Origin of the sequence: Rhizobium sp. CSW-27, assembly GCF_018760785.1 — a bacterium.
In the GTDB taxonomy this organism is placed as follows: domain Bacteria; phylum Pseudomonadota; class Alphaproteobacteria; order Rhizobiales; family Rhizobiaceae; genus Neorhizobium.
In genome coordinates this window covers 159899-181024 of sequence record NZ_JAHHZO010000011.1, presented here as the reverse complement: position 1 = coordinate 181024, position 21126 = coordinate 159899, and the positions used below count along the sequence as shown (strand labels likewise).

At 63.4% G+C, this 21126-nt stretch carries 20 protein-coding genes and 1 pseudogene; 6 read left to right on the top strand and 15 right to left on the bottom strand.

Annotation, left to right across the window (positions count from 1 at the left end; all coding sequences use genetic code 11):
* The 5 genes and pseudogenes from KLP42_RS20125 to KLP42_RS20105 form a co-directional block, all read left to right on the top strand.
* Positions 1-914 (top strand): annotated as a pseudogene (locus KLP42_RS20125) (hypothetical protein); the annotation flags it as partial.
* A gap of 17 nt (positions 915-931) precedes the next feature.
* Positions 932-1726 carry an invasion associated locus B family protein gene (locus tag KLP42_RS20120; RefSeq protein ID WP_215568736.1) on the top strand — a complete coding sequence of 265 codons (795 nt, stop codon included), beginning with the start codon at positions 932-934 and terminating at the stop codon, positions 1724-1726.
* A gap of 160 nt (positions 1727-1886) precedes the next feature.
* A complete protein-coding gene (locus tag KLP42_RS20115) occupies positions 1887-3647 on the top strand; it encodes a ShlB/FhaC/HecB family hemolysin secretion/activation protein (RefSeq protein WP_215568735.1) in 1761 nt (586 codons plus the stop codon).
* 759 nt (positions 3648-4406) lie between these two features.
* The gene (locus KLP42_RS20110) at positions 4407-5351 is read left to right on the top strand and encodes a LysR family transcriptional regulator (protein WP_215568734.1); all 945 of its coding nucleotides are present in this window, start codon (positions 4407-4409) and stop codon (positions 5349-5351) included.
* A 173-nt stretch (positions 5352-5524) separates the two neighbouring features.
* Positions 5525-5776, top strand: a complete 252-nt coding sequence (locus KLP42_RS20105) for an acylphosphatase (protein ID WP_215568733.1) — start codon at positions 5525-5527, stop codon at positions 5774-5776.
* A 158-nt stretch (positions 5777-5934) separates the two neighbouring features.
* Here the strand turns inward: KLP42_RS20105 and KLP42_RS20100 are convergent, their stop codons facing one another.
* The 14 genes from KLP42_RS20100 to KLP42_RS20035 all read right to left on the bottom strand — a co-directional run bounded on the left by KLP42_RS20100 (position 5935) and on the right by KLP42_RS20035 (position 19815).
* Positions 5935-6345 (bottom strand): DUF3024 domain-containing protein, encoded by a 411-nt coding sequence (locus KLP42_RS20100; protein ID WP_215568732.1) that lies wholly within the window; start codon positions 6343-6345, stop codon positions 5935-5937.
* Positions 6346-6430: 85 nt separating this feature from the next.
* The gene (guaA, locus tag KLP42_RS20095; RefSeq protein WP_215568731.1) at positions 6431-8011 is read right to left on the bottom strand and encodes a glutamine-hydrolyzing GMP synthase; all 1581 of its coding nucleotides are present in this window, start codon (positions 8009-8011) and stop codon (positions 6431-6433) included.
* A 40-nt stretch (positions 8012-8051) separates the two neighbouring features.
* Complete coding sequence (locus tag KLP42_RS20090; protein ID WP_215568730.1) at positions 8052-8690, bottom strand: 5'-methylthioadenosine/S-adenosylhomocysteine nucleosidase; 639 nt, start codon at positions 8688-8690, stop codon at positions 8052-8054.
* Positions 8687-9136 carry a PaaI family thioesterase gene (locus KLP42_RS20085; RefSeq protein WP_215568729.1) on the bottom strand — a complete coding sequence of 150 codons (450 nt, stop codon included), beginning with the start codon at positions 9134-9136 and terminating at the stop codon, positions 8687-8689. The genes KLP42_RS20090 and KLP42_RS20085 overlap by 4 nt, the downstream gene beginning before the upstream one ends.
* Positions 9137-9208: 72 nt before the next feature.
* A complete protein-coding gene (locus KLP42_RS20080) occupies positions 9209-9661 on the bottom strand; it encodes a TspO/MBR family protein (protein ID WP_215568728.1) in 453 nt (150 codons plus the stop codon).
* A gap of 100 nt (positions 9662-9761) precedes the next feature.
* Complete coding sequence (locus KLP42_RS20075; protein ID WP_215568727.1) at positions 9762-10841, bottom strand: DUF1513 domain-containing protein; 1080 nt, start codon at positions 10839-10841, stop codon at positions 9762-9764.
* A gap of 1 nt (position 10842) precedes the next feature.
* Complete coding sequence (locus KLP42_RS20070) at positions 10843-11949, bottom strand: imelysin family protein (RefSeq protein ID WP_215568726.1); 1107 nt, start codon at positions 11947-11949, stop codon at positions 10843-10845.
* A complete protein-coding gene (locus KLP42_RS20065; protein WP_215568725.1) occupies positions 11949-13496 on the bottom strand; it encodes a di-heme oxidoreductase family protein in 1548 nt (515 codons plus the stop codon). Before KLP42_RS20065 ends, KLP42_RS20070 begins: the two co-directional genes overlap by 1 nt.
* Positions 13497-13547: 51 nt before the next feature.
* Positions 13548-14822, bottom strand: coding sequence for an imelysin family protein (locus KLP42_RS20060; protein ID WP_215568724.1), 1275 nt, complete (start codon positions 14820-14822; stop codon positions 13548-13550).
* A 130-nt stretch (positions 14823-14952) separates the two neighbouring features.
* Positions 14953-16230 (bottom strand): RsmB/NOP family class I SAM-dependent RNA methyltransferase, encoded by a 1278-nt coding sequence (locus KLP42_RS20055; RefSeq protein ID WP_215568723.1) that lies wholly within the window; start codon positions 16228-16230, stop codon positions 14953-14955.
* Between the two features lie 96 nt (positions 16231-16326).
* On the bottom strand, positions 16327-16650 hold the full coding sequence (locus KLP42_RS20050; RefSeq protein WP_502941328.1) for a septal ring lytic transglycosylase RlpA family protein: 324 nt from the start codon (positions 16648-16650) through the stop codon (positions 16327-16329).
* Between the two features lie 435 nt (positions 16651-17085).
* A complete protein-coding gene (locus tag KLP42_RS20045) occupies positions 17086-17958 on the bottom strand; it encodes an SDR family oxidoreductase (protein WP_215568721.1) in 873 nt (290 codons plus the stop codon).
* The gene (queG, locus tag KLP42_RS20040) at positions 17949-19142 is read right to left on the bottom strand and encodes a tRNA epoxyqueuosine(34) reductase QueG (protein ID WP_215568720.1); all 1194 of its coding nucleotides are present in this window, start codon (positions 19140-19142) and stop codon (positions 17949-17951) included. Before queG ends, KLP42_RS20045 begins: the two co-directional genes overlap by 10 nt.
* Positions 19123-19815 carry a glutathione S-transferase family protein gene (locus KLP42_RS20035; protein ID WP_215568749.1) on the bottom strand — a complete coding sequence of 231 codons (693 nt, stop codon included), beginning with the start codon at positions 19813-19815 and terminating at the stop codon, positions 19123-19125. The genes queG and KLP42_RS20035 overlap by 20 nt, the downstream gene beginning before the upstream one ends.
* A 155-nt stretch (positions 19816-19970) precedes the next feature.
* Between KLP42_RS20035 and KLP42_RS20030 the strand changes: the two genes are divergently transcribed.
* Positions 19971-20777, top strand: coding sequence for an undecaprenyl-diphosphate phosphatase (locus KLP42_RS20030; protein ID WP_215568719.1), 807 nt, complete (start codon positions 19971-19973; stop codon positions 20775-20777).
* Between the two features lie 90 nt (positions 20778-20867).
* On the opposite strand, the gene KLP42_RS20025 is transcribed toward KLP42_RS20030, so the two are convergent.
* The gene (locus KLP42_RS20025; protein ID WP_215568718.1) at positions 20868-21023 is read right to left on the bottom strand and encodes a hypothetical protein; all 156 of its coding nucleotides are present in this window, start codon (positions 21021-21023) and stop codon (positions 20868-20870) included.
* Positions 21024-21126 lie beyond the last annotated feature (103 nt).

Below are 21126 nucleotides of genomic sequence, written 5' to 3'. Positions count from 1 at the left end.
GGCTGACGCAGGCATCTGGCTCTCTCATTGATGGCGGCACGGGTGACGTGATGCTGTCGGCGGGTACGGATGCCACGATCGGCCAGGTCAAGACCGCGGGTGCGGGCACGATCGGCATCACGGCTGTTGCCGGCCGGGTTGACCTGAACGATGCGATCGAGGTGGCCAACGGCTCGATCGGGGTGACGGCTGAGACGGCGCTTGCGCTGGCCTCCGGCGCCAGCGTGACCGCCACGGGTGCGGGCGGCGTATCGCTGACGGTAACGACCGGTAATCTGACGCAGGCATCGGGTTCGCTGATCGATGGCGGCACGGGTAACGTGATGCTGTCGGCGGGTACGGATGCGACGATCGGTCAGGTGAAGACGGGTGGTGATGGCGATCTCGGCATCTTCAGCCGAAGTGGCAACATTTTCCTTGAGGATGATCTCGATACGGCTGACGGCGACATCAGCATCCTGGCGCAGCGCGATATCTCCATTGCGGCGACATCGGATATCACGGCGGCCGGCATCGGGGATGTCATTATCTACAGCTTTGATGGAAGTGTTACCCAGATGATGGGTGGATGGATCGACAGCGGACTCGGCCAAGTGCGCATTCATGGCGGGCGCAGCGTGACGTTGCGCAAGGTCCGATCGCAGAACCCGTCACCGCTGCGGATCATTGCGACGGCCGGCACCACGATCGATGATGGTGGCGATGGCAATCGCAGCATGCTTGAAGCCGGCATGCGCAATACCGGTAGTACCAGTTCTTCCGTTCCGGATGTGCCGGATGCCAGCCTGTATCTGGAGGCGCTTCTTGCCCTCAGAAATAATCAGGAAGCGGTCGTCAACTCGACGTACGGCAGGAATGCGATCGCAATCGAACGCATTGACGGCGGGGCAATCATTCTGGGCCTCCAGAACTGAAGATCGAGGGAAGGGCAATGTTCTCTGAAGCCGGAACGTTGCCCTTTCACAGAATCGGCCTTTGTGCCACAGCCAATATGAAGTTGATTCCAAGAAGTGAGGATGTCGTGTCCAAGAATGCATTCCGTTTGAATTTCCCGACCACTGCCTTCGCTGCCTCCCTGGCGCTTGGTGTTGCTATGCCGCTGATGGCGCATGCTGCCGGCACGGGCGACAAACCGAAGGCGCCTGATGCCGCACAGCCGGCCGCCGCAGCCCAGACGACAGCGCCGACTGTCACGCCGGCCCAGCCTGCCGATGTGTCCCAGAAGGGCAAGGATGGGGCGGTGCCGGAAACGGTGCAGAGCGGACCGAAGGTGACCGTGCAGCAGCACGGTGACTGGCTGCTCGAATGCTACGATCCGGCTATCAACAACGTGAACTGCCAAATTAAGCAGCGGATTGCGCAGAAGGATACGGACCGTAACATCCTGGTGATGAGCATTGCCTTCGATCCGAAAGCCAAGAGCAATGTCATCCAGTACGTGTTGCCGCTGGATTTCTTGCTGACGCCGGGCGTGTCGATCGAGGTCGGCAGCTATCAGAGCACCGCCGGCGTCAATCGTTGCTCCGTTCAGGGCTGCTTCGTCGAGGGTACAACCGATGACGCCTTCATCAAGGCGTTGCAGGGGGCCAAGGATGGTGGCCGCGTGGTGATCGTATCGCGTACCGGCCAGAAGGTCGGCATCGGCTTCTCGGCGGCCGGGTTCTCCAAGGCCTATGATGAAATGGTCAAGGAAAATACGCGGATGAGCGCGCAATCGAAGGGCTGATCCCACGAGCGGCGGCAGCCATGCCGCCTGTCTCGCTGCAAGCAGTACAGGGGAGGCCACTGGTCTCCCCGGGAATTTCCGGGGGCATAGGGTGCGGTTGGTTCGAAATGTGACACGGGGCGAAGACAGAAGGGGCAGCAAGGGCCAGGAACTTGTAGCTGTGGACGTGAAGTGCCGCGGCGTGCTTGCGCTTGCCGCTGGCCTTGCGGCCATCCTTTTCTCCAGCCCGCTGATGACGTGCGGCGCCGTGGCACAGACGCTGCCGCCTGCGACAGAGGCAGACATCAACAACCCGCGTGCGTTCAGCGACTTCGAACAACGTGAGCGTCAACGCCTTCTGGAGCGCGCCACGGAAACCCAGCCCGCCGCGCCCAGCGTTCCGGAACAGGAGGATCTTTCTGTTCCCAAGGGAGCGGCAAATGCCACCTTCGTTCTCAAGGAGATCGTGTTCGGCGAGAGTCGCGTGTTCAGCGAGGCCGACCTTGATGGATTTGTTGCGCCTTATCTCAACCGCAAGATCTCGGTAGCGGACCTGTTTCGCCTGGCGGCTCACATCAATGCGACCTACCGCGAACGTGGCTATGTGACGGCGCAGGCCGTGCTCGTGCCGCAGAAGATCGCCGACGGACGCGTCAGCATCAACCTCGTGGAAGGCACCATCGGTGCCGTGGAGGTTTCGGGCAACATGCGGGTTCGATCCGATGTCGTGATCAGCCGTGTGAATGTTCTCCAGGGCAGCATTCCTACCGTGCGTCTGCTTGAGCAGAGGCTTGCGGCCGTGAACCAGAACCGCAAGTTCCAGGTGACGGCGGGACTGAAACCTGGGAAGGAAACCGGTACGACCGATCTGCAGTTGCAGGTGGCAAGTGAACCCAAGCCGTTCAGCGGAACCGTTTATCTCAACAATCAGGGTACGCGCGACAGCGGGCGTTATTCGCTCGGTGCGACGGCCAGCCTCTACTCTCCGTTCGGTTATGACGAGACCTTTTCGGTCGGCCTGACCACGTCTGTAACCGATTTCAGCACCATGTTGAAGGATTTCGACGTGGGTTCCTACTTTCTTGATGCGGACCTGCCGATGCCTGTGGGCAATGGCGGCTTGCGCGTGCTGTACTCCCACTCGGATTCCAAAGTGCTGGAGGGGAGTTTTGCATCGCTTGGCATCCTGGGACGCGGCGACCTGGTCAGTGTCACCTACACGCAACCCTTCTATACAACACCGACCTTGAATTTTGCGATCGTCAGCGGCGGTCAATGGAGCGATACCCATAGCCGAGTTGGCGTCGTTGACACCGATGCCTTCTCGTTCCGTGTTTTTGGCGGTCTGAAGGGCCAGGCGTCGTTTCCCGGCAGTGGCACCTATGCTGAAACCGAATTTCGCGTGATTCGCTCCTTCATCAACACGAAAGGGCTCAGCGGTGAGGATCGTGACGCTGTCACCCGCATCGTTGGCAGCGCCACTCTCTACCAATCACTCGGCAATGGCTTCAGTCTGTTGGCGCGGTCAGGAGGCCAATACACCCCGGACAAGCAACTGCCTTCGGGAGAACTCTGGTATCTAGGCGGTGTCAATACGCTGCCTGCCTATGAAATGTCGTCCATATCCAGCGACAGTGGTCTCTATTGGACCAGTCAACTGCGCTACGCCTCAGACTACTACAACAGCAGGATGCAGCAGGCATTGGGCGTGCCTTTCTCCACAGGTGTGCGCATTTTTCTCGATGCCGGTGTCGCCTTCAACGACTATGTCAAGGGTCGATCGCGGGCGACTTACGGTGATGCCGGCTTCGGCCTGGATTTCGAGATCGGCAATCACCTGAGCGGCGATCTTTCGGTGGCATGGGCCATCGATCCGTCGATGAATGACAATCTCGATATCGACGATCCGCGTTTCCTGTTCACGCTGACAACGAACTTCTGAACGCTCAGCGCGCGCTTACCGTTTGCCCGGGCATCTCGATGCCCGGGGCTTTTTCTATGACGGTGTCGCAGCAATGCCGTGGCAGACGTGCGCCGGCACCTTGCAGCCGAGGTTTCGCCAGGGAAGCCAGACGGGGGCGGACAATGCCGATCGAACGGCAAGAGCGGAGCGCGCATCCCGTCTGTGATCCTCCGCACCGAAGCCACAGGCTGTATGCCGCCCCGGTTGTCAGCAGACGGCTGCATCCATGGTGGGCAGGGTGTTTTCACCCTGCGGCGAGCGCTGTGCGACGCGGAATCGCGGACGGCATTGCTGTGCCGTATGAGGTGTCTCTGCTTTGGGGACGCAAATTTCTGATGATTCGCGCGGGATGCGGTAGCGCATTGGTGAGAGGAGTTAGTTATTTTATTGTAATTTGTTGATTTTTATTTTCGTAAAATGTTTATTTCGCATTTTTATATTCCGGAATAATATCAGAATTTTTCAGGTAATAAAATTTCCCAATATTATATTAATATATAATTTCATACTAATGAATTAGATTGTTCGGTTTTATCTAGAGGGTAAATAGTATTTCCATCGTCATATGCGTATCGACTTTTTCATTTTGTGTATTAAAAGTGTATTACACTTCGTGTGAAGCGCATTCGAAGCTCGCTCATCATGAGGGAACACAAGACGGCGCGTCAGGCCGGCGATGCTTGGGGTGCATCACTGGCTGGCTCGGCGAAATGGCAGGCGACCAAAGGGGGCTAGAGGTTGCGCGTATTGGACAATCCGCTGACGGCGTTCAATCTGAGGGTCTTGTGCACGCTGATCGAGGAGGGGAATGTCACGCATGCCGCGCGCAGACTGAACCTGTCCCAGCCGGCGACCAGCCTTATTCTGAAGCAGTTGCGTGAAATCTTCCGCGATGAACTGCTGGTGCGAAGCGGAGGTCGTATGGTGCCGACGGAGCACGCGCATTCGCTCTATCGCGCCGCCCAGACCATCCTGTCCGACCTCAACGAACTGATCCTGCATCCCGAGGAATTCGAGCCGCACAGCCTGGACCAGACATTCACCATCGGATTGTCCGACACGGTGTCGCCTGCGCTTGCCGCGGGCCTGGCCGGCGAGGCGGAGCAGGCCGCACCGTCCGTGCGCTTGGTGCTGCGCCGTCTGGCGCCGGATTTCGATGTGGATGGCGCCTTGGCCACCGGAGGACTCGATCTTGCCGTGGGGCACTGGCTGCATCCGCCTCACGCCCTGAGGCGGGCCGTCATCATCGAGGAGGATCTGGTGTGTCTGGTCGACCGGCGCCATGCCTTCGCTGATGCGCCGCCGACGATAGCCGATTTCGGCGCAGCCCGTCTTGTAGTGCCGCCGGGCAATGGCGGCTGGCTTCCGGCAGCCGTCGAGATGCAGGCCGGCGTCTATCGTACAGCCCGTGACGAGACGCGCGTGGTCTGCGACTATCTGATGGCACCCCATCTGCTTGTCGGCACCGATCTGGTGTTGACCGCCAGCCGCAGCTTTGCCGCCTACCACGCAGGTATCCTGCCGCTTGCCGTCGTCGCATGCCCCTTGCCCTATCCGCGCGTTCCATTGTCCATGCTCTGGCATGAGCGGACCGACCATTCCCTGGCCCAGAAATGGCTTCGGCAATTGCTCGTCGGCCTGCGGCGCAAGGTCGGACCGATAGTTCAAGCTTACGCATCCTGATCGTGCCCGACCGTCGAACAGCGGTCGATCCGGCTTGACCTTGCGGCGTGCGGACGTAACAGTGAACCTGTCCGTGCCTGCCGGCTTTCCGTCGCAAGGCATGGTCCTGTTGCAAACGCGGACATGCCAGGTGCAGGCGGTGACGCGAAAGAGCGCATGAAGGCGTCAGGGTGATGCAGGTGGAACATTGCGAGCGGATGATCATCGAGGGCAGGCTCGAAGGCGAAACCTTCCTGCCCTGGATAGAGCGCCATGCGCGGAAGCTGGGTCTGTCGCAGATTGTTCGCCATGCCGATGGCACCCGGATTGCGCTTGATCTGTGCGGTCCGGCGGAACTGATCGACGCCATGGAAATGGGCTGCCTGCTCGGTCCGATCGAAGTGTGGGTGGAAGGTATTGCGCGATCGGCTGCGCCGGGCAGGTAGCCGGTCGGAGCGCGCGTCGCCTGGCTGTACCAGCCGTGCGGCGGCCATCATGCAAGCCGGTGACACGGAAGGCGCGTTCCGGTCATGACCTGCCCGTGATCTCCATTGGGCTTTGCTTCGTCAGGACTGCACCCGCCGGGCTTCCGGCTTGTCGTTCGTCATAGCGCCGGCTGCAGCAGGCCGTCGGTCCTCACCAGATCCAGGGCTTCTTGAAGCGTGACGCCGCGATGAAGAGCAAGCCATTGCCCGGTGTGGCGATGCCACATCACGTCAAAAATCGGCCCGGTGCTCTTCCCCTCCTGAAAGTCCAGACGGGTGAAGGCCGCGTCGAATTCCTCGCCGAGGTTTTCCGGAAAGCCGGAGCGGTAGCGGGTAATGAAGCTGTATCGCGTTCCCCGCCACTTCCCGAAGATATCAACGGGATAGTTGAAGGATGTCGGGCGGATGACCGGCAGGAAGTGCGGCTTGAGAAACGTGTCGATCAGCTGCTGGCAGGCCGCGCCGATCTCCGCCTTTTCCTCGGCCTTGAGGTCCTTGACCCTGACCCATTGCCGCGTCGAACTTCGCATGGCGGTCCGCTCCTGATGTGGGGCACATGATGACGCCCCACGCTTGTGTTTGATCACGGTGCCACGGGTTCTTCCCGTAGCCCGTTTACTCCCACTCGATCGTGCCGGGCGGTTTCGAGGTGATGTCGTAGGTCACGCGGTTGATGCCTTCGACCTCGTTGATGATGCGGGTTGCCGTTTCGCCCAGGAATTCGTGGGTGAAGGGATAATAATCCGCGGTCATGCCATCGACGGAGGTGACGGCGCGCAGCGCACAGGCGTAATCATAGGTGCGGCCGTCGCCCATCACGCCGACGGTGCGCACGGGCAGGATCGCGACGAAGGCCTGCCAGATCTCGTCGTAGAGACCGTGCTTGCGGATCTGGTCGATATAGACCGCATCGGCCTTGCGCAGGATCTCGAGCTTGGCGCGGGTGATCTCGCCGGGGCAGCGGATCGCAAGGCCGGGGCCGGGGAAGGGGTGGCGGCCGATGAACTTGTCCGGCAGGCCGAGTTCGCGGCCAAGCGCGCGCACTTCGTCCTTGAAGAGCTCGCGCAGCGGTTCGACGAGCTTCAGGCCCATCTTTTCCGGCAGGCCACCGACATTGTGGTGGCTCTTGATGGTGACGGAGGGACCGCCCGAGAAGGAGACGCTTTCGATGACGTCCGGGTAAAGCGTGCCCTGCGCCAGGAATTCAGCACCGTCGATGGTGTTGGCGTGCTTCTGGAACACGTCGATGAAGAGCTTGCCGATCGTCTTGCGCTTGACTTCCGGGTCGGTCACGCCGTCGAGCGCACCGAGGAAGAGTTCCTGCTCGTCGGCATGGATCAGCGGGATGTTGTAGTGGTCGCGGAACATGGTGACGACCTCTTCAGCCTCACCCTGGCGCAGAAGGCCGTGGTCGACGAAGACGCAGGTCAGCTGCTCGCCGATCGCCTCGTGGATGAGGACGGCGGCCACCGAGCTGTCGACACCGCCGGAGAGGCCGCAGATCACCTTCTTGTGGCCCACCTGGGCGCGGATCTTGGCGATCGCCTCGGCGCGGTAGGCGCCCATCGTCCAGTCGCCCTTGAAGCCCGCAAGCTTGACGAAGTTCTCGTACAGCGTCTTGCCGTTCGGCGTGTGGTGCACTTCCGGATGGAACTGTACGGCATAAAAATGCCGGGCCGGATCGGCGGTGATCGCAAACGGCGCATTCGGCGAGGTGCCATAGACCTCAAAGCCGGGTGCGATGCGGCTCACATGATCGCCATGGCTCATCCAGACCTGCTCGCGGCCATCGGCAAACCAGCCTTCGAGGAAGGGATCACTCTTGTCGGCAGGCGTTACATAGGCGCGGCCGAATTCTGCCGTGCCGCCACCGCCGGAAATCTTGCCGCCTTCGACCTGGCCGCCGAGATCCTGCATCATGACCTGCTGCCCATAGCAGATGCCGAGCACCGGAATGCCGAGCGTATAGACCGTCTGCGGCGGGCGGGGAGAGCCTTCGCGCGTCACCGAATCCGGACCGCCGGAGAAGATCACGGCCTTCGGTTTGAAGGCGGCGAGGAAGTCGTCCGTGACGTTCTGGTAGGGATGGATTTCACAATAGACGTTCAGTTCGCGCAGGCGGCGCGCAATCAGCTGCGTGACCTGGGAGCCGAAATCGATGATGAGGAGGCGGTCGTGATGGGGTGTCTGGGTCATGGCGAGCCTTTAATGAAGAATGCTCGTTTTGGCAACTGCGTCAGATCCGCAAATCGCCGGATTGCAGGGCCTGCGTCAAGCGATCGACGGCTTGGGCGAGCTTCTCGTCGATGACGTGCAGATATTCGGTCCAGTCGGAGACTTGGCGAAGTTCTGCCTTGCCGTCCGAGATTCCACGAAGGCCGATCAGCGGCACGCCAAAGCTCTGGCAGGCGCGCAGCGCCGCAAAGGTTTCCATCTCCACCAGGTCGGCATCAATGCCATCATAGGCATCACCCGAGACGATGTTGCCGCCCGTCGAGAGCGTGGCGGAGGGTAGGCCCGGAATCCGGTGCGGCAGCGCGATGACGGCCGGATGATCGAGGAAGGGCGTGCGCCCCTTCTCGAAACCAAGCGGGGAGGCATCCATGTCGCGGTAGGAGACGGAGGCGATCTGGTAGACCTCAGTCTGTTCGAGCGTTCGCGAGCCGGCCGAGCCGAGGCAGACGACGAGATCGGGCAGCGCGCCGTCGATGGCGAGATGCGAGAGCGCCCTCGTCAGGGAAATCGCGGCCTCCACCGGGCCGACGCCGGTCATCAGCGGTGTGAAACGGGCTTTCAGATGCGGGCCATATTCGGCATCCACCGCCATCACGAAAAGCAGCGTCTTGCCCGCAACGGGCTTCAGTGCGAACGTCATCCGGTAATGTCCTGTCTGCCGCGGATCACCATCATGCTGCCGCTCATCGAGGCGATCAGCTTGGCGGGGCCGTTGCTCAGCGCATAGGCGCGCCCGTCCGCGACGATGATGGTGGAGCCCGGCTTGGTGATTTCGCCGCGGAACAGGAAGCGCTCCCCCCGCCCCGGCGACATGAGGTTGATCTTGAATTCAATGGTGAGGATGGAGGCCTGCGGTTCGATCACCGTATAGGCCGCATAGCCGCAGGCCGTATCGAGCCCGGCTGCGATGACGCCCGCATGCAGGATGCCGTGCTGCTGGGTCAGCTTCACGTCGAAGGGCATCTCGATCTCGACCATGGCCTGCTCGACGCGGGTCAGTTCCGCACCCAGCGTGTGCATGGCCTGCTGCCGCGCGAAACTCTGCCGCACCCGCTCCCGGAAATCCGCTGCTTCGCCCTCGTTCATCGCCACATCCTTTCGCAGCTGCGAAACTGGCATGGTCGGGGCGGCCTCGCAAGCCGCCGGCGTCGCTTGCGGTTAATTCAGCAGGAAGAGCGACAGGTTCAGCAGCGTCGCAAAGCCCACCCATAGCGCATAGGGCACGAAGAGCAGCGCGCCGATGCGGTCCGTTGTCCAGCTGATGCGGATGAAGGCAAGGATGGCAACAAGCAGGGGCAGGATCACGACGAGGCCGAGCAGCGTGCTCTCGGCGCCGAAGAAGGCCGGCGTCCAGAGAAAGTTGAGCGCCATCTGTCCGAACCAGAGCTGCGTGCGGGCGGAGGCCGGCGCAGTCAGCCAGGCGCGCGCGCCGGCAATGCCGATCAGCACGTAAAGTGCTGTCCAGACCGGGCCGAAGATCCAGTTGGGCGGGTTGAAGGGCGGCTTTGCCAGAGACTGGTACCAGGTGCCGGGCACGTTGGAGACGCCGATCAGGGCGCCGAGGCCGACGACCAGAAGGATGAAGAGCAGATGGATGAGAAGCTTTTTCATGACTGCGAGGCTACAGCATTGACTGGCCGACCGAAACCCGTCTGATGGGCACGCCCTTGCGTGACGGTGCGGCGCGCCCCGTTTTTCCGGCGCTGCAGCCTCAGGCGAGGCGGACCAGATGCTGGTCCCAGGCAAGAGACGAGCGGGTGCCGGCCAGTGTCCCGTCATAGGAGGTGACGGCAACGCCTTCCGGTGCGGCGCAGACGCCGGCGGCATCCGGCACCGTCTCCTCGGCCAGCACGGCGCCGGTATCGGCGTTGAGGATAACGGCCGTGCCGCCCTTCGGCGAGGTGAGCCCCACCAGCCGGTCGCGCCGGTTGATGGCGATCGCGCCGACATAATTGGCAAGCCGCTGCGTGGTCTCGTCCGGCAGCGAGAGAAAGCGCAGATCCTCGCCGGGGGCGAAACTGCCGGCGAGCGGCGGCAGCTCGTTGCGCGGCCCCTCATACTGGCAGGCAAACCAGATTCGGCCATCGCCATCGATGTCGAGATGGCGGGTGGAGAGCTGGCGAAGCGGCTCCGGCAGGGTGTGACGCTGCACCACATCGCCCGTCTTGGCATCCAGGATGACCAGCGAGGGCTGCATGTGATCGAGATTGAGCTTGGTGCGGCCGAAATCGGGATGGGTCTCGATGCCGCCGTTGGCGATCACCAGGAAACGTCCGTCATCGGAGACGGTCATGTCATGCGTGCCGATGCCCTGGGCTTCGAATTCGCCGATACGGCGGAAACCGTCCGTGGCGTCGTAGAGACCGATCATGCCGCGATTGCCGTCGAAATCGTTCTCGCTGGCATAGAGAAGACGTCCGTCCGGCGAGAAATGGCCGTGGCCATAATAGTGGCGTCCCTCCGGCGTGTGGATGACGACGGGTTCCTGACGGCCCGCCGGATCGAAGATCATGGCAAAGGTGCCCGGGCGGCGGGCAAAGGCGACGCCGCGGCCGCTGACGGGGCAATAGGCAAGACCATGGGCGCGGGCCGGCAACAGGATGCGGTCGATCACTTCGCCGCGAATGCTGGCGGTCGCGATGCCATAGGTGCCGTCGGGGGCGCGAAAGCCGGAGGCATAGACGGCCTCGCTTCGGGACAGTGCGTAGAGCTTCTGCGGTGCGAGAGCCGCCAGAAAGCCGATCCCGGCGGCGCGCATGAACTGGCGCCTGTCGATTTCGCCCATGCGCATCTCAGTCGCCATCCGAGAAGGAGAAGCCGGCGCCAAGCCCCAGCCCGCCGCCGAGACTGTCGTTGAGACGCAGGATCAGGTCACGGCTGTTGAGCAGCAGGAAATCCAGCTTCTGGCGTTCCTTGGGATCGGTCACGGCGACTTCGACATCCCCATTGAGGTCGCTGCCAACGCGCACCAGCTGCTTCAGCACGAAATCGATAGAGCTGACGATGGAGCGCTGGTCCTCGTTCAGCAGGTCGCGGAAGCCGGACGTATCCAGCAGGCTGTGAATGCCCTGCAGATTGGCAACCAGCATCGGGAAGGTCAGGCCGGAGCGCCAGAACAGTGCCTGCTTCGGGAAGGTGTTGTTGGCCTCGCCCTTGTAGAAGCTTTCGATGCGCTGGTCGCGCACCGCTTCCGCGGAATGCACCAGGATGCCGAGCGCCTCGGTGATGGCCTCGTTGCCGGTGCGGAAGCTGGCGCTGTCCGGTCCGGGGTTCTTCCAGTCATTCTGCACGCCGGCGGGATCGTCCCACAGCGCGGCCAGTTCGTTTGCCACGCGCTGCACGCTGCCGGCGACCGCAAGGCCGTAGCGGCAGCGGAAGCTGTTGCGCTCGCTGGCCAGCTGCTCCGCACCGGTGCCGTACAGCACGAATTCCAGGGCGCCGAGACCCTGCATGGCCACGCTCTTCTCCAGCAGGCCATCCGGCGTGGTGGCGCTTTCATCCGGCTGGGCCAGCAGGGTCTGTACCTGGCGCAGGCCGGTGCCCTTGCGGTCGGGATAGAAGAGGATGCGCTCGAAGCGGTTCTTTTCGATGACGGGGCCGACGCGGACGATCTCGATCGTACCCCAGGCGGTGACGGCCGCGGCAAAGGCCTGGCGCGCGCTGGCCTGCGTTTGCGTCGAAGGGGTGGTGCAGAGGCTGGCCATGGCATTGGTCAGCTCGGCGCTTCGGGCGGCAAAGGCGCGATAGCCGGGGCGAATGAAGCCATCGACCACGCGGCCCATCAGCTGGCGGGCATCTTCCTGCGTGAGTACCGGCGGTGGGGAAGGATTGGCATCCTGCGCAAGGCCGGGCGTTGCCGACAGCAGGGCAAGGGCAAGGGCGGCAATCCATCTCGACATCACAGCGACTCCAGAAAGGCGATCAGACGATCCCGGTCCTGCCGGGTCAGGGCGGCAAAGGCATTGCGGGCGCTCGTCCCTTCACCCCCGTGCCAGAGTATGGCTTCGGCGAGAGTGCGGGCGCGCCCGTCATGCAGGAAGAAGCCGGGGCCGTTGACGGTCCCCGTCAGGCCTATACCCCAGAGCGGTGGCGTGCGCCACTCCCGGCCGCTTGCCACGCCGACCGGCTGGCCATCGGCCAGATCCTCGCCCATGTCGTGCAGCAGGAAATCGGAATAGGGCCAGATCAGCTGGAAGGACTGGGCGGGGTGGTCGGCATCGCGCCGGGTGACGAACTTGGGCACGTGGCAGCTGGCGCAGCCGATGCGGTAGAACAACTGCTTGCCGGCAAGCACATCCGGCTGGTCGACGTTGCGGCGCATCGGCACGGCGAGGTTCTTCGAATAGAAGGTGACGAGGTCGAGCACCGGATCCGGTGCCTCGGTGGCGCCGAGCCGGGCCTGCTCGCCCGTCGGCAGCGCGCGGCAGGCGCTTTCGAGCATTGTGCAATCGCCGTGGGCGTCCGGCCGGTCGGGCGTCGAAAGCCCCATGTCGCCGGCAAAGGCGGCGGCAGACTGGTCGCGCACGCTGGCATTCTGCGCCTTCCAGCCGAAGCGGCCGAGCGCGAGTGCCCCGGTGCGGTGATCGCGGGTGATCGCCGCCTTGCCGGAAATGCCGTCGCCGTCGCGATCCTCCGGATCGGCATGGGCCAGGATGTCCTCGGCGGGAATGGCCTCGATCAGACCCATGCCGATCATCGGCGGTGCGATGCGCGGCGAAAGGGTGGTGGCCGGATCGAGCGGTCCGTAGGCGAGGCCGGAGACGGTGTAATGCGGCCTGCGCAGCGAGACCGCCGTGCCATCGGCGAGGGTGACGGGTACTTCGTCATAGACGATCTCCATCTCTCCCTCGGCGGCAAGGCCGGGCACGGCCAGATCCTGCAGCTGTTCGCCATAGGTCGGGTCCGGCAGGTTGAGGATCTCGTGCCGGGCAATCCGCGCCTCCTCCTCGGCCGTTCGTGCCGGCCGTGCCAGCCGCAGGAACATCGACGTGCGATCCGTGCCGCCCTCCGGCGGATGACCGCGGCCGTCCCGCACATGGCAGCTGAGACAGGCGCGCGCATTGTAGAGCGGCCCCAGCCCGTCGGAGGCCTGGGTGGACGAGGGAGCGGCCACCCACAACTTGGAGAACAGCGCATTGCCAAGCTTGAACCGTTCCTGCTCGGCAAAGCTGATATTGGGCGAAAAATGCGAAAAGGCATCGGCATCGGCCCGCGCCAGCGATGTCGCGGCCCCGCCGGACATCGCCTCGAACGCCTCGGCGCGCAGGAAACCGCTTGCCGGACGCGTGACATCTGCAACGCGCGCGGCGTCGCGCGCATCGAGATCCTGGCGGTGCTGCGACACTGCGAAGGGCAGGCCGCTCCCGCCAAGCCCGAGGGCCGGCAGGAGGAAAAGGGCGCCGGCAGCGGCCGACAGCGGAACGATCAGGAACCGGCGCATGGACATGGCATCTCCAGGCCGCCCGGCGCGAAGGCGGGCGGCCTGCTCCCGTCTGGCTTACTTGAAGACGGCGTTCGGGTTGTCGAGGCTGTCGGAGCCTTCGAGCTTGACGGTGCCGAGATCAAGCGCGGTGATGACGCGTTCGACCGTCTTGGTCTGGTCGATCAGCCCGTCGATGGCGGCCTGAACCACGGCATTGCCCTGCGTGTTGCCCTCGCCGATCATCTGGTCATAGGCTTCCACGGTGCGGCCGCGCTCGGCCATGGCGTTCATGGCGGCAAGCGTCTTGTCGAGCTTGGCGGTCATTTCCGCATCGAGTGCCGGGTCCTTGGCCTTCACCAGTTCCGAGAGCGACGGACCGGTCATCTTGGTGCCGTCGACGCGGGTATAGGTGCCGTTATAGGCCGAGGCGATGCCGATCGCATCGTTGAGATGCGAATTGTAGGTGTTGTCGGAGAAGCAGTCATGCTCCTCTTCCGGATCGTGCAGCAGAAGGCCGAGCTTCATGCGTTCGCCGGCCAGTTCGCCATAGGAGAGCGAGCCCATGCCGGTGAGGATGGCCGTGAGGCCGGCCTTCGGATCGGCGGTCACGTTCTGCGTGGCCTCGCCATCCGGTGCCCAGGCGGTCACCATCTCCTGCAGGTCCTTCACCAGAAGGGTGGAGGCGGCCTTCAGGTAATCGGCGCGGCGGTCGCAATTGCCATGGGTGCAATTGGCCTTGTCGTAATCGGTCGCGGGACGCTCGCCGGCGCCCGGCCCGGTGCCGTGCAGGTCCTGGCCCCAGAGCAGGAATTCGATGGCGTGGTAGCCGGTGGCGACATTGGCCTCCACCTCACCCGCCTCGTGCAGGCTTTCCAGGAGTTCCGGCGTGATCTTCGTCGCGTCGATCTCCTCGCCGTTCACCGTCAGCTTCGGATGGGCGATGACATTGGCGGTGTAATAGGCGTTGGAATCGCTCTCGGTGCCGTAGGAGGCGTCGACGTAATCAATCAGGCCCTCGTCGAGCGGCCAGGAATTGACCTTGCCTTCCCATTCATCGACGATCGGGTTGCCGAAGCGATAGACTTCCGACTGCTGGTAGGGCACGCGGGCCGCAATCCAGGCCTGACGGGCCGCCTTCAGCGTCTCATCGGAGGGCTTGGCGATCAGCGCATCGATGGCCTTGTCGAGCGCCTTCGCCGTGGTCAGCGAATCCTCGTATTTGGCATGGGCGAGATCGGCGTAGTGGGCAAGAACCGCGGCCGGTTCTGCAGCGCCCGCCGGGGTGACGACAAAGGCGGCGGATGCCGCCAGCAAGCCGAAGCTTGCTCTGAGGATCGTTGTGCGGATCATGGTCCCTCCTGCATCGGCTGATCACAGGTTCGTGTCATCGCGCAAATGAAAACCGGTGTCAAACAATCTAGATTAGAAGTCGCGCCGTTCCTGCCCCCGACCTGACGTTTCGCAAGTCCGGACGGCTTTTTCAGGCCCGGCGTTGCAGCCGGCAGAAGAAGAAGCCGTCGGTTCCGGTGCGGGCGGGCGTCAGCGTCAGGCCCGTGCCATCGGCGCTGTGGGGCTTCTGTGCCGCGCCAAACAGGTTGTCCCAGGCCGGCAGCGAGGCAATGGCGGAAAATTCCGGGTGCTCCGCGGTGAAACGGGCGATCTGCCGGTCGTTTTCCTCCGGCAGCACGGAACAGGTCACATAGACCAGCGTACCGCCCGGGCGCACATAGGCCGCGGCGGAGGTCAGCGCGTCGCGCTGCTGCTCCAGCCGTTCCTCTATATTGCGCGGGGTAAGCTTCCACTTGGTGTCGGGCCGGCGCCGCCAGGTGCCGGTGCCGGTGCAGGGGGCATCCACCAGCACCGTGTCCAGCCGGCCCTCCAGCGCCTTCAGGTCGCGCACGTCGTCATGCACCTGCACATTGCGGGTGCCGGCGCGGCGCAGGCGCTCGATGATCGGGGCGAGCCGCTTGCGGTCCGCATCATAGGCATGCACCTGGCCCTTGTTGTTCATCGCAGCCGCGAGCGCCAGCGTCTTGCCGCCGCCGCCGGCGCAGTAATCCAGCACCTGCTGGCCCTCCTGCGGCAGCACCAGATCGGCGACGATCTGCGAGCCCTCGTCCTGCACCTCGAACCAGCCCTTCTGGAAAGAGAGTTCCGCCGTGACGTTGGGCAGCCGTGCCGCGCCATCGCCGGCGGGGATGCGGATGCCGTGGCGGGCGATGCGGGTGGGGGTGGCGCCGGCCCGCTCCAGCGCCTTGACCACCTTGTCGCGGCTGGCCTTCAGCGTGTTGGCGCGCAGATCGAGTGTCGGGCGCTCGGCCATGGCGCGGGCCTCGGCGAGCCATTCGTCGCCGAAGGCGGCCTGGAAGGAGGGCACCAGCCAGTCGGGAACATCGCCCTGCACATGCGGCTCGGCCTCGGCCAGATTCCGCGTTGCAAGACCGGAGAGATCCGGCGCGGCGGGGGCAAACCTGTCATCCGCCAGCTCGGCCGCCAGACTGTCGGGCGTAAAACCCCACTGGCGCAGGAGAACCGCATAGACCAGCGCCACCTCGCCGTCATCCTGCATCAGATAGGCATGCGAGAGGCGCATGCGCAGCGCGTCATAGACGAGGTTGCCGATCGCGGAACGGTCACCGGAGCCGGCGAAACGATGCGCCAGACCCCAATCCTTGAGCGCATCGGCCACGGGACGCTTGCGCGCCTCGATATCGGCCAAAACCTCGATGGCCGCCGCCATTCGCCCGCCCAGTCGCATGATCGCTCTCCTTGTGTCTGAGGGCGTGTAGCCGCGATCCGCCACGAGGGCAAGTCTGGGGCTTCGTCTGCGGGCCGGGCCGGAGGGGCGCCGCGGTCAGCCGACCACCTCGTAACAGACCTGCGCCGTTCCGGCGGCCACCATGCCGATGTTCTGCGCGGCGGCCTTCGAAAGATCGAGGACGCGCCCCTTGATGAAGGGGCCGCGATCATTGACGCGCACAATCACGCTCTTGCCGTTGCGCTTGTTGGTGACCTTCAGCCTGGTGCCGAAACCCAGCGACTTGTGCGCCGCCGTCAGGTTGGTCGGATTCATGCGTTCGCCCGAGGCGGTCTTGGAGTTGAGAGCGTACCAGGATGCGTGACCACAACCTGTTGCTGCATGGGCATGGGCGGAAGCCAGAAGCGAAATGGATGCCATGGCAATCGCGGCGAAGCTCGTGCGTTTTGTCAGTCTCAAACCGGAATATCCCCTGCAAAGAGTGCTGAAATTTGCGTGGGGCAGGCTTAGGCAGGGGCAAAAAAGGCGAAAACGTGGGGTTTGATATCACGCAGTGTTAACGAATGTAACATTCGTGAATGCAAGCCGGCTAAAGATCGTTTGCGATAGATCTGGAAAAAAGAGTGAAGATTCAGCTGGAAAACGGAAAAGCGTTCCACCCTGGTCGGCGCCCGCTTGACGCTCACGAAATGTCGCGAAATTTTTTTATCGAAGATGGGTGTTCTTTGCCTCATTTGGGCAAATTTTGAGGCGGGCTGCCGTCTAAGTTAAGAAAGAATGACCAGAAAGGTGGCCAGGGTAGGAAATTTCACCTTTTTGAACCTTGTGCCATTCCGGGATTCCGGCCCTTGCAGATCAGGGCTTCCAGATGTCGCGCGTCCACAGATCGGCGAGCGAGGTCCGGTAATCCGGGAAGCGGAAGGAAAATCCAAGGTTGCGGAGCCGGGCATTGGAGACCCGCTTGTTCTCGCCATAGAAGGAGCGCGCCATGGGGCTGAGCGCCGCCGTCTCGAAGGCCTGTTCCGGTGGCGGTTCGATGCCCATCAGGCGGGCTGCTTCCGTCACCACGTCCTGTGGCGGGGCGGGCTCGTCATCGGTGACGTTGAACAGGCCGCCGAGGCTGCGGCCGGCCAGAAACAGCGTCGCGCGGCCGATATCTTCCACCCGGATGCGGTTGAACACCTGGCCGGGCTTCACCAGCCGGCGTGCCGTTCCACTGGCCAGATTGACGAAGCCGTTGCGGCCGGGACCATAGATGCCGGAGAGCCGCAGCACCGCCACCGGCACGCCGGCGCGCGCACCGGCGCCCAGCCAGCCCTGTTCGGCGGCGACGCGCTCCACCGAGCGCTGCGAAACGGGACGGCATTCGGTCTCCTCCGTCACCCAGGCGCCGCCGTGATCGCCGTAGACGCCGACGGTGGAGAGATAGGCGACCCATTGCAGGCGCGGCAAGTGACGCATGAGATCGCCCTGGGTCAGCATCAGCAGCGGATCGCCGGCGGCGCCCGGCGCAATCGACTGGACGAGATGGGTCGTCTGCGCCATGGCGACCCGCAGCGGCTCGGAGAGTGTCGCGCCGTCAAACAGGAACGGTTCGATGCCAAGAGCCGAGAGCGCGGCGCATTTTTCCGTGCTGCGGCTGGTGCCGGAGACCTGCATGCCGGCGGTCATTGCCTCGCCTGCAATCGCCTGGCCCGAATAGCCGGCCCCGAAAATCATCATCCGCATGCCTGTACTCCCGCATTCCGCCATTCCGTTTCGACCTCCGGGCTCGTCTCGCTGCGCTGCGCAGCCTTCAACGCCTCGAAGGCGTCTGCCGGCATCAGGCGCGACAGCGCCCATACGGCCATCGCCCGCACGACGTCCGAGCCGTCGGTAAGAAGACGCAGGCAGGGTGCGATCAGATCAGCGCGGCCGGAATTTCCGGCGGCGATCAGCACATTGCGCACGAAGCGGTCGCGCCCGATGCGTTTGACCGGCGAGCCGCTGAACAGGGTGCGGAAGCCCGCGTCGTCGAGCCTCAGCAGCGCCGCGATTTCCGGCTCCTTCAGGTCCTCGCGCGCCTGAAGCTTCATCTCCGAGGCGCTTGCCGCAAACTTGTTCCACGGGCACGCGGCCAGACAGTCGTCGCAGCCATAGATGCGGTTGCCGATCAGGGGGCGCAGGCAAGGATCGATCGGCCCCTTGTGCTCGATCGTCAGATAGGAAATGCAGCGGCGCGCATCGATCTGGTAGGGTGCGGGAAAGGCTGCGGTCGGACAGGCATCGAGACAGGCCCGGCAGGAGCCGCAATGATCGCGCTCTGCCGCGTCGATCTCCAGATCCGCCGTGGTGAACAGGCTGCCGAGAAACAGCCAGGAACCGTGGCTGCGCGAGACGAGATTGGTGTGCTTGCCCTGCCAGCCGAGGCCGGCGGCGGCGGCCAGCGGCTTTTCCATCACCGGGGCGGTGTCGACGAACACCTTCACATCCTCGCCGGCGCGGGCGGCAAAGCGGGTGGCGATCTCCTTCAGCCGGCCCTTGATGACGTCGTGATAATCGCGGTTGCGGGCATAGACCGAAATGGCGGCACGGTCCGGCTTTTCGAGAATGCCGCGCGGGTCCTCGTCCGGGCCATAGTTCAGCCCGAACATCACGATGGAGCGCACCTCGCCCCACAGCACCCTCGGATCGGCACGCCGTTCGCGCGTTTCCTCCATCCAGGCCATGGTGCCGTGGCGTCCCGCGGCGAGAAAGGCATCGAGCCTCGCCTTCGCGTCCGGAATGGCGTCGGGCAGGGTGATGCGACAGAGATCGAAGCCCAGGGCCTCGGCCTCGCGACGCAGGAAGCCGGTCAGCTTGCGCCGGCGTTCCGCCGCCTTCTGCCCTTCGGCAGCGGACGGCCTGTCCTGATCAGAAGTCGAGGTCCGCATAATGAGATACCGGCGTGATGCCGCGGATGCGTTCCGCCAGCATGGGGCGGAAGGAAGGCCGCGATTTCAGCCTTTGATACCATTCCTTGGCAATCGGTGTCTCCTGCCAATCGATCTCGCCCAGATAATCGAGGACGGAGATGGAGGCGGCCGCGGCCAGATCGGCATAGCTCAGGCGCTCGCCCGCCAGCCAGGTGCGCGAGCCGGCAAGCCAGGAGAGATATTTCATGTGCTGACGGATGTTGGTGCGGGCGGTGCGCAGCACCTTGGAATCCGGTGCGCCGCCGCCCTGTGCCGGGGTCATCTGCAGCTTGTAGACCCGCTCGCGGGTCAGCGGCCTCGTCACGTCCTGCTCCATCTTCTGCAGGAACCACTCGGTCAGCCGGCGGATCTCGGCCCGCTGGAACGGATCCTCGGCCAGAAGGCGCCTGTCCCGCTTCAGGACGCCGTGCGTCTCATCGAGGAACTCCAGCAGCACGGTCGGTCCGCACAGCACGCGCATGCTGTCATCCACATAGACCGGCAGGCTGCCTGCGGGGTTGAGGGCAAGGAATTCCCGGCGCTTTTCCCAGGGCTGCTCCTCGACCAGATCCGTCTGAAAGCCATATTCCGCCAGGATAAGACGCACGAAACGCGAGGCCGAAGACATCGGGTGATGATAGAGGGTGGGCATGGACACGTGAACTTTATGCTAATTCGACAGGGAGAATGGCTCGCATCTTGTGCCGGCCTGACGTATGGCAGCTATATGGGTTTGATAAGCCCAGCACAAGCAATGCCGACCCAACTCCCTCAAACTGTCGTCATCTACTCAATAAAGGATTAAGAATGGCGGACCAGAGCATCCTCAGCGCGTTCATTCTTGGGGTGATCGAAGGGATCACCGAATTTTTGCCGATTTCCAGCACCGGCCACCTGATCATCGCCGAGCAGTGGCTGGGCGCCCGCTCCGACACCTTCAACATCGTGATCCAGGCCGGCGCGATCATTGCCGTCACCATCATTTACTGGCGTCGTCTCCTCAACCTCGTGCTTGGCTGGCGTGAACCCGAAAACCGCGACTATGCCCTGAAGCTCATCGTCGCCTTCCTGATCACCGCCGTTCTCGGCCTGATCGTGAAGAAGTTGGGCTTCGAACTGCCGGAGGATGCAAGCCCTATTGCCTGGGCGCTCATCATCGGCGGTATCTGGATGATCTTTGCCGAATGGGCGGCTGCCAAGCGTCCGCAAAGCACGAAGATCACCTGGCTGGTGGCCGTGCTCGTCGGTATTGCCCAGGTGGTGGCCGGCGTATTCCCGGGAACCTCCCGCTCCGGGGCGACGATCTTCATCGCGATGCTGGCCGGCACCGGCAATCGCGCCGCCGCCACCGAATTCGCCTTCCTCGTCGGCATTCCCACCATGTATGCCGCCAGCGGCTACCAGCTTCTGAAGACGCTGAAGGATCAGGGCGTGGCCGGCGAAGACTGGACCTCGCTCGGCGTCGCCTTCGTCACCTCGACGATCGTCGCCTTCATCGCGGTCAAGTGGCTGCTGTCCTACATCCAGACCAACCGCTTCACGGTGTTTGCGGTCTACCGCATCATCCTCGGCGTCTTCCTGCTGGGCCTTGCCTCGATGGGCCTGATGGCCTGAGGCACCTGGAAGGCCGACCAATGAAAAAGCCGGGTCGCGGCAGCGGCCCGGCTTTTTGCATGTCTGTCTTGCGGCGCAAGCCTTGCCACATCAGCGGCGGATCGAGCTCGTGCTGCTGCAGGGGTCGACGCCATAGGCCGGTGCGCAGGTGCTCTTGTTTGCCGCGACGGTGCCGGGCGACAGGAAAGAGCCGGCGAGGATGACGAGTGCCGCACACGCAAAAAACAGTGCGATGGACTTGCCCATGGAGGATTGCCTTTCGGAGGAGGAGATCGGTGTCACGGCCATACGAGTCGTTTCAGCAAAGGGAGAGCGGGATTTACGAGTCAGAACCCCGTATTTCAATAGA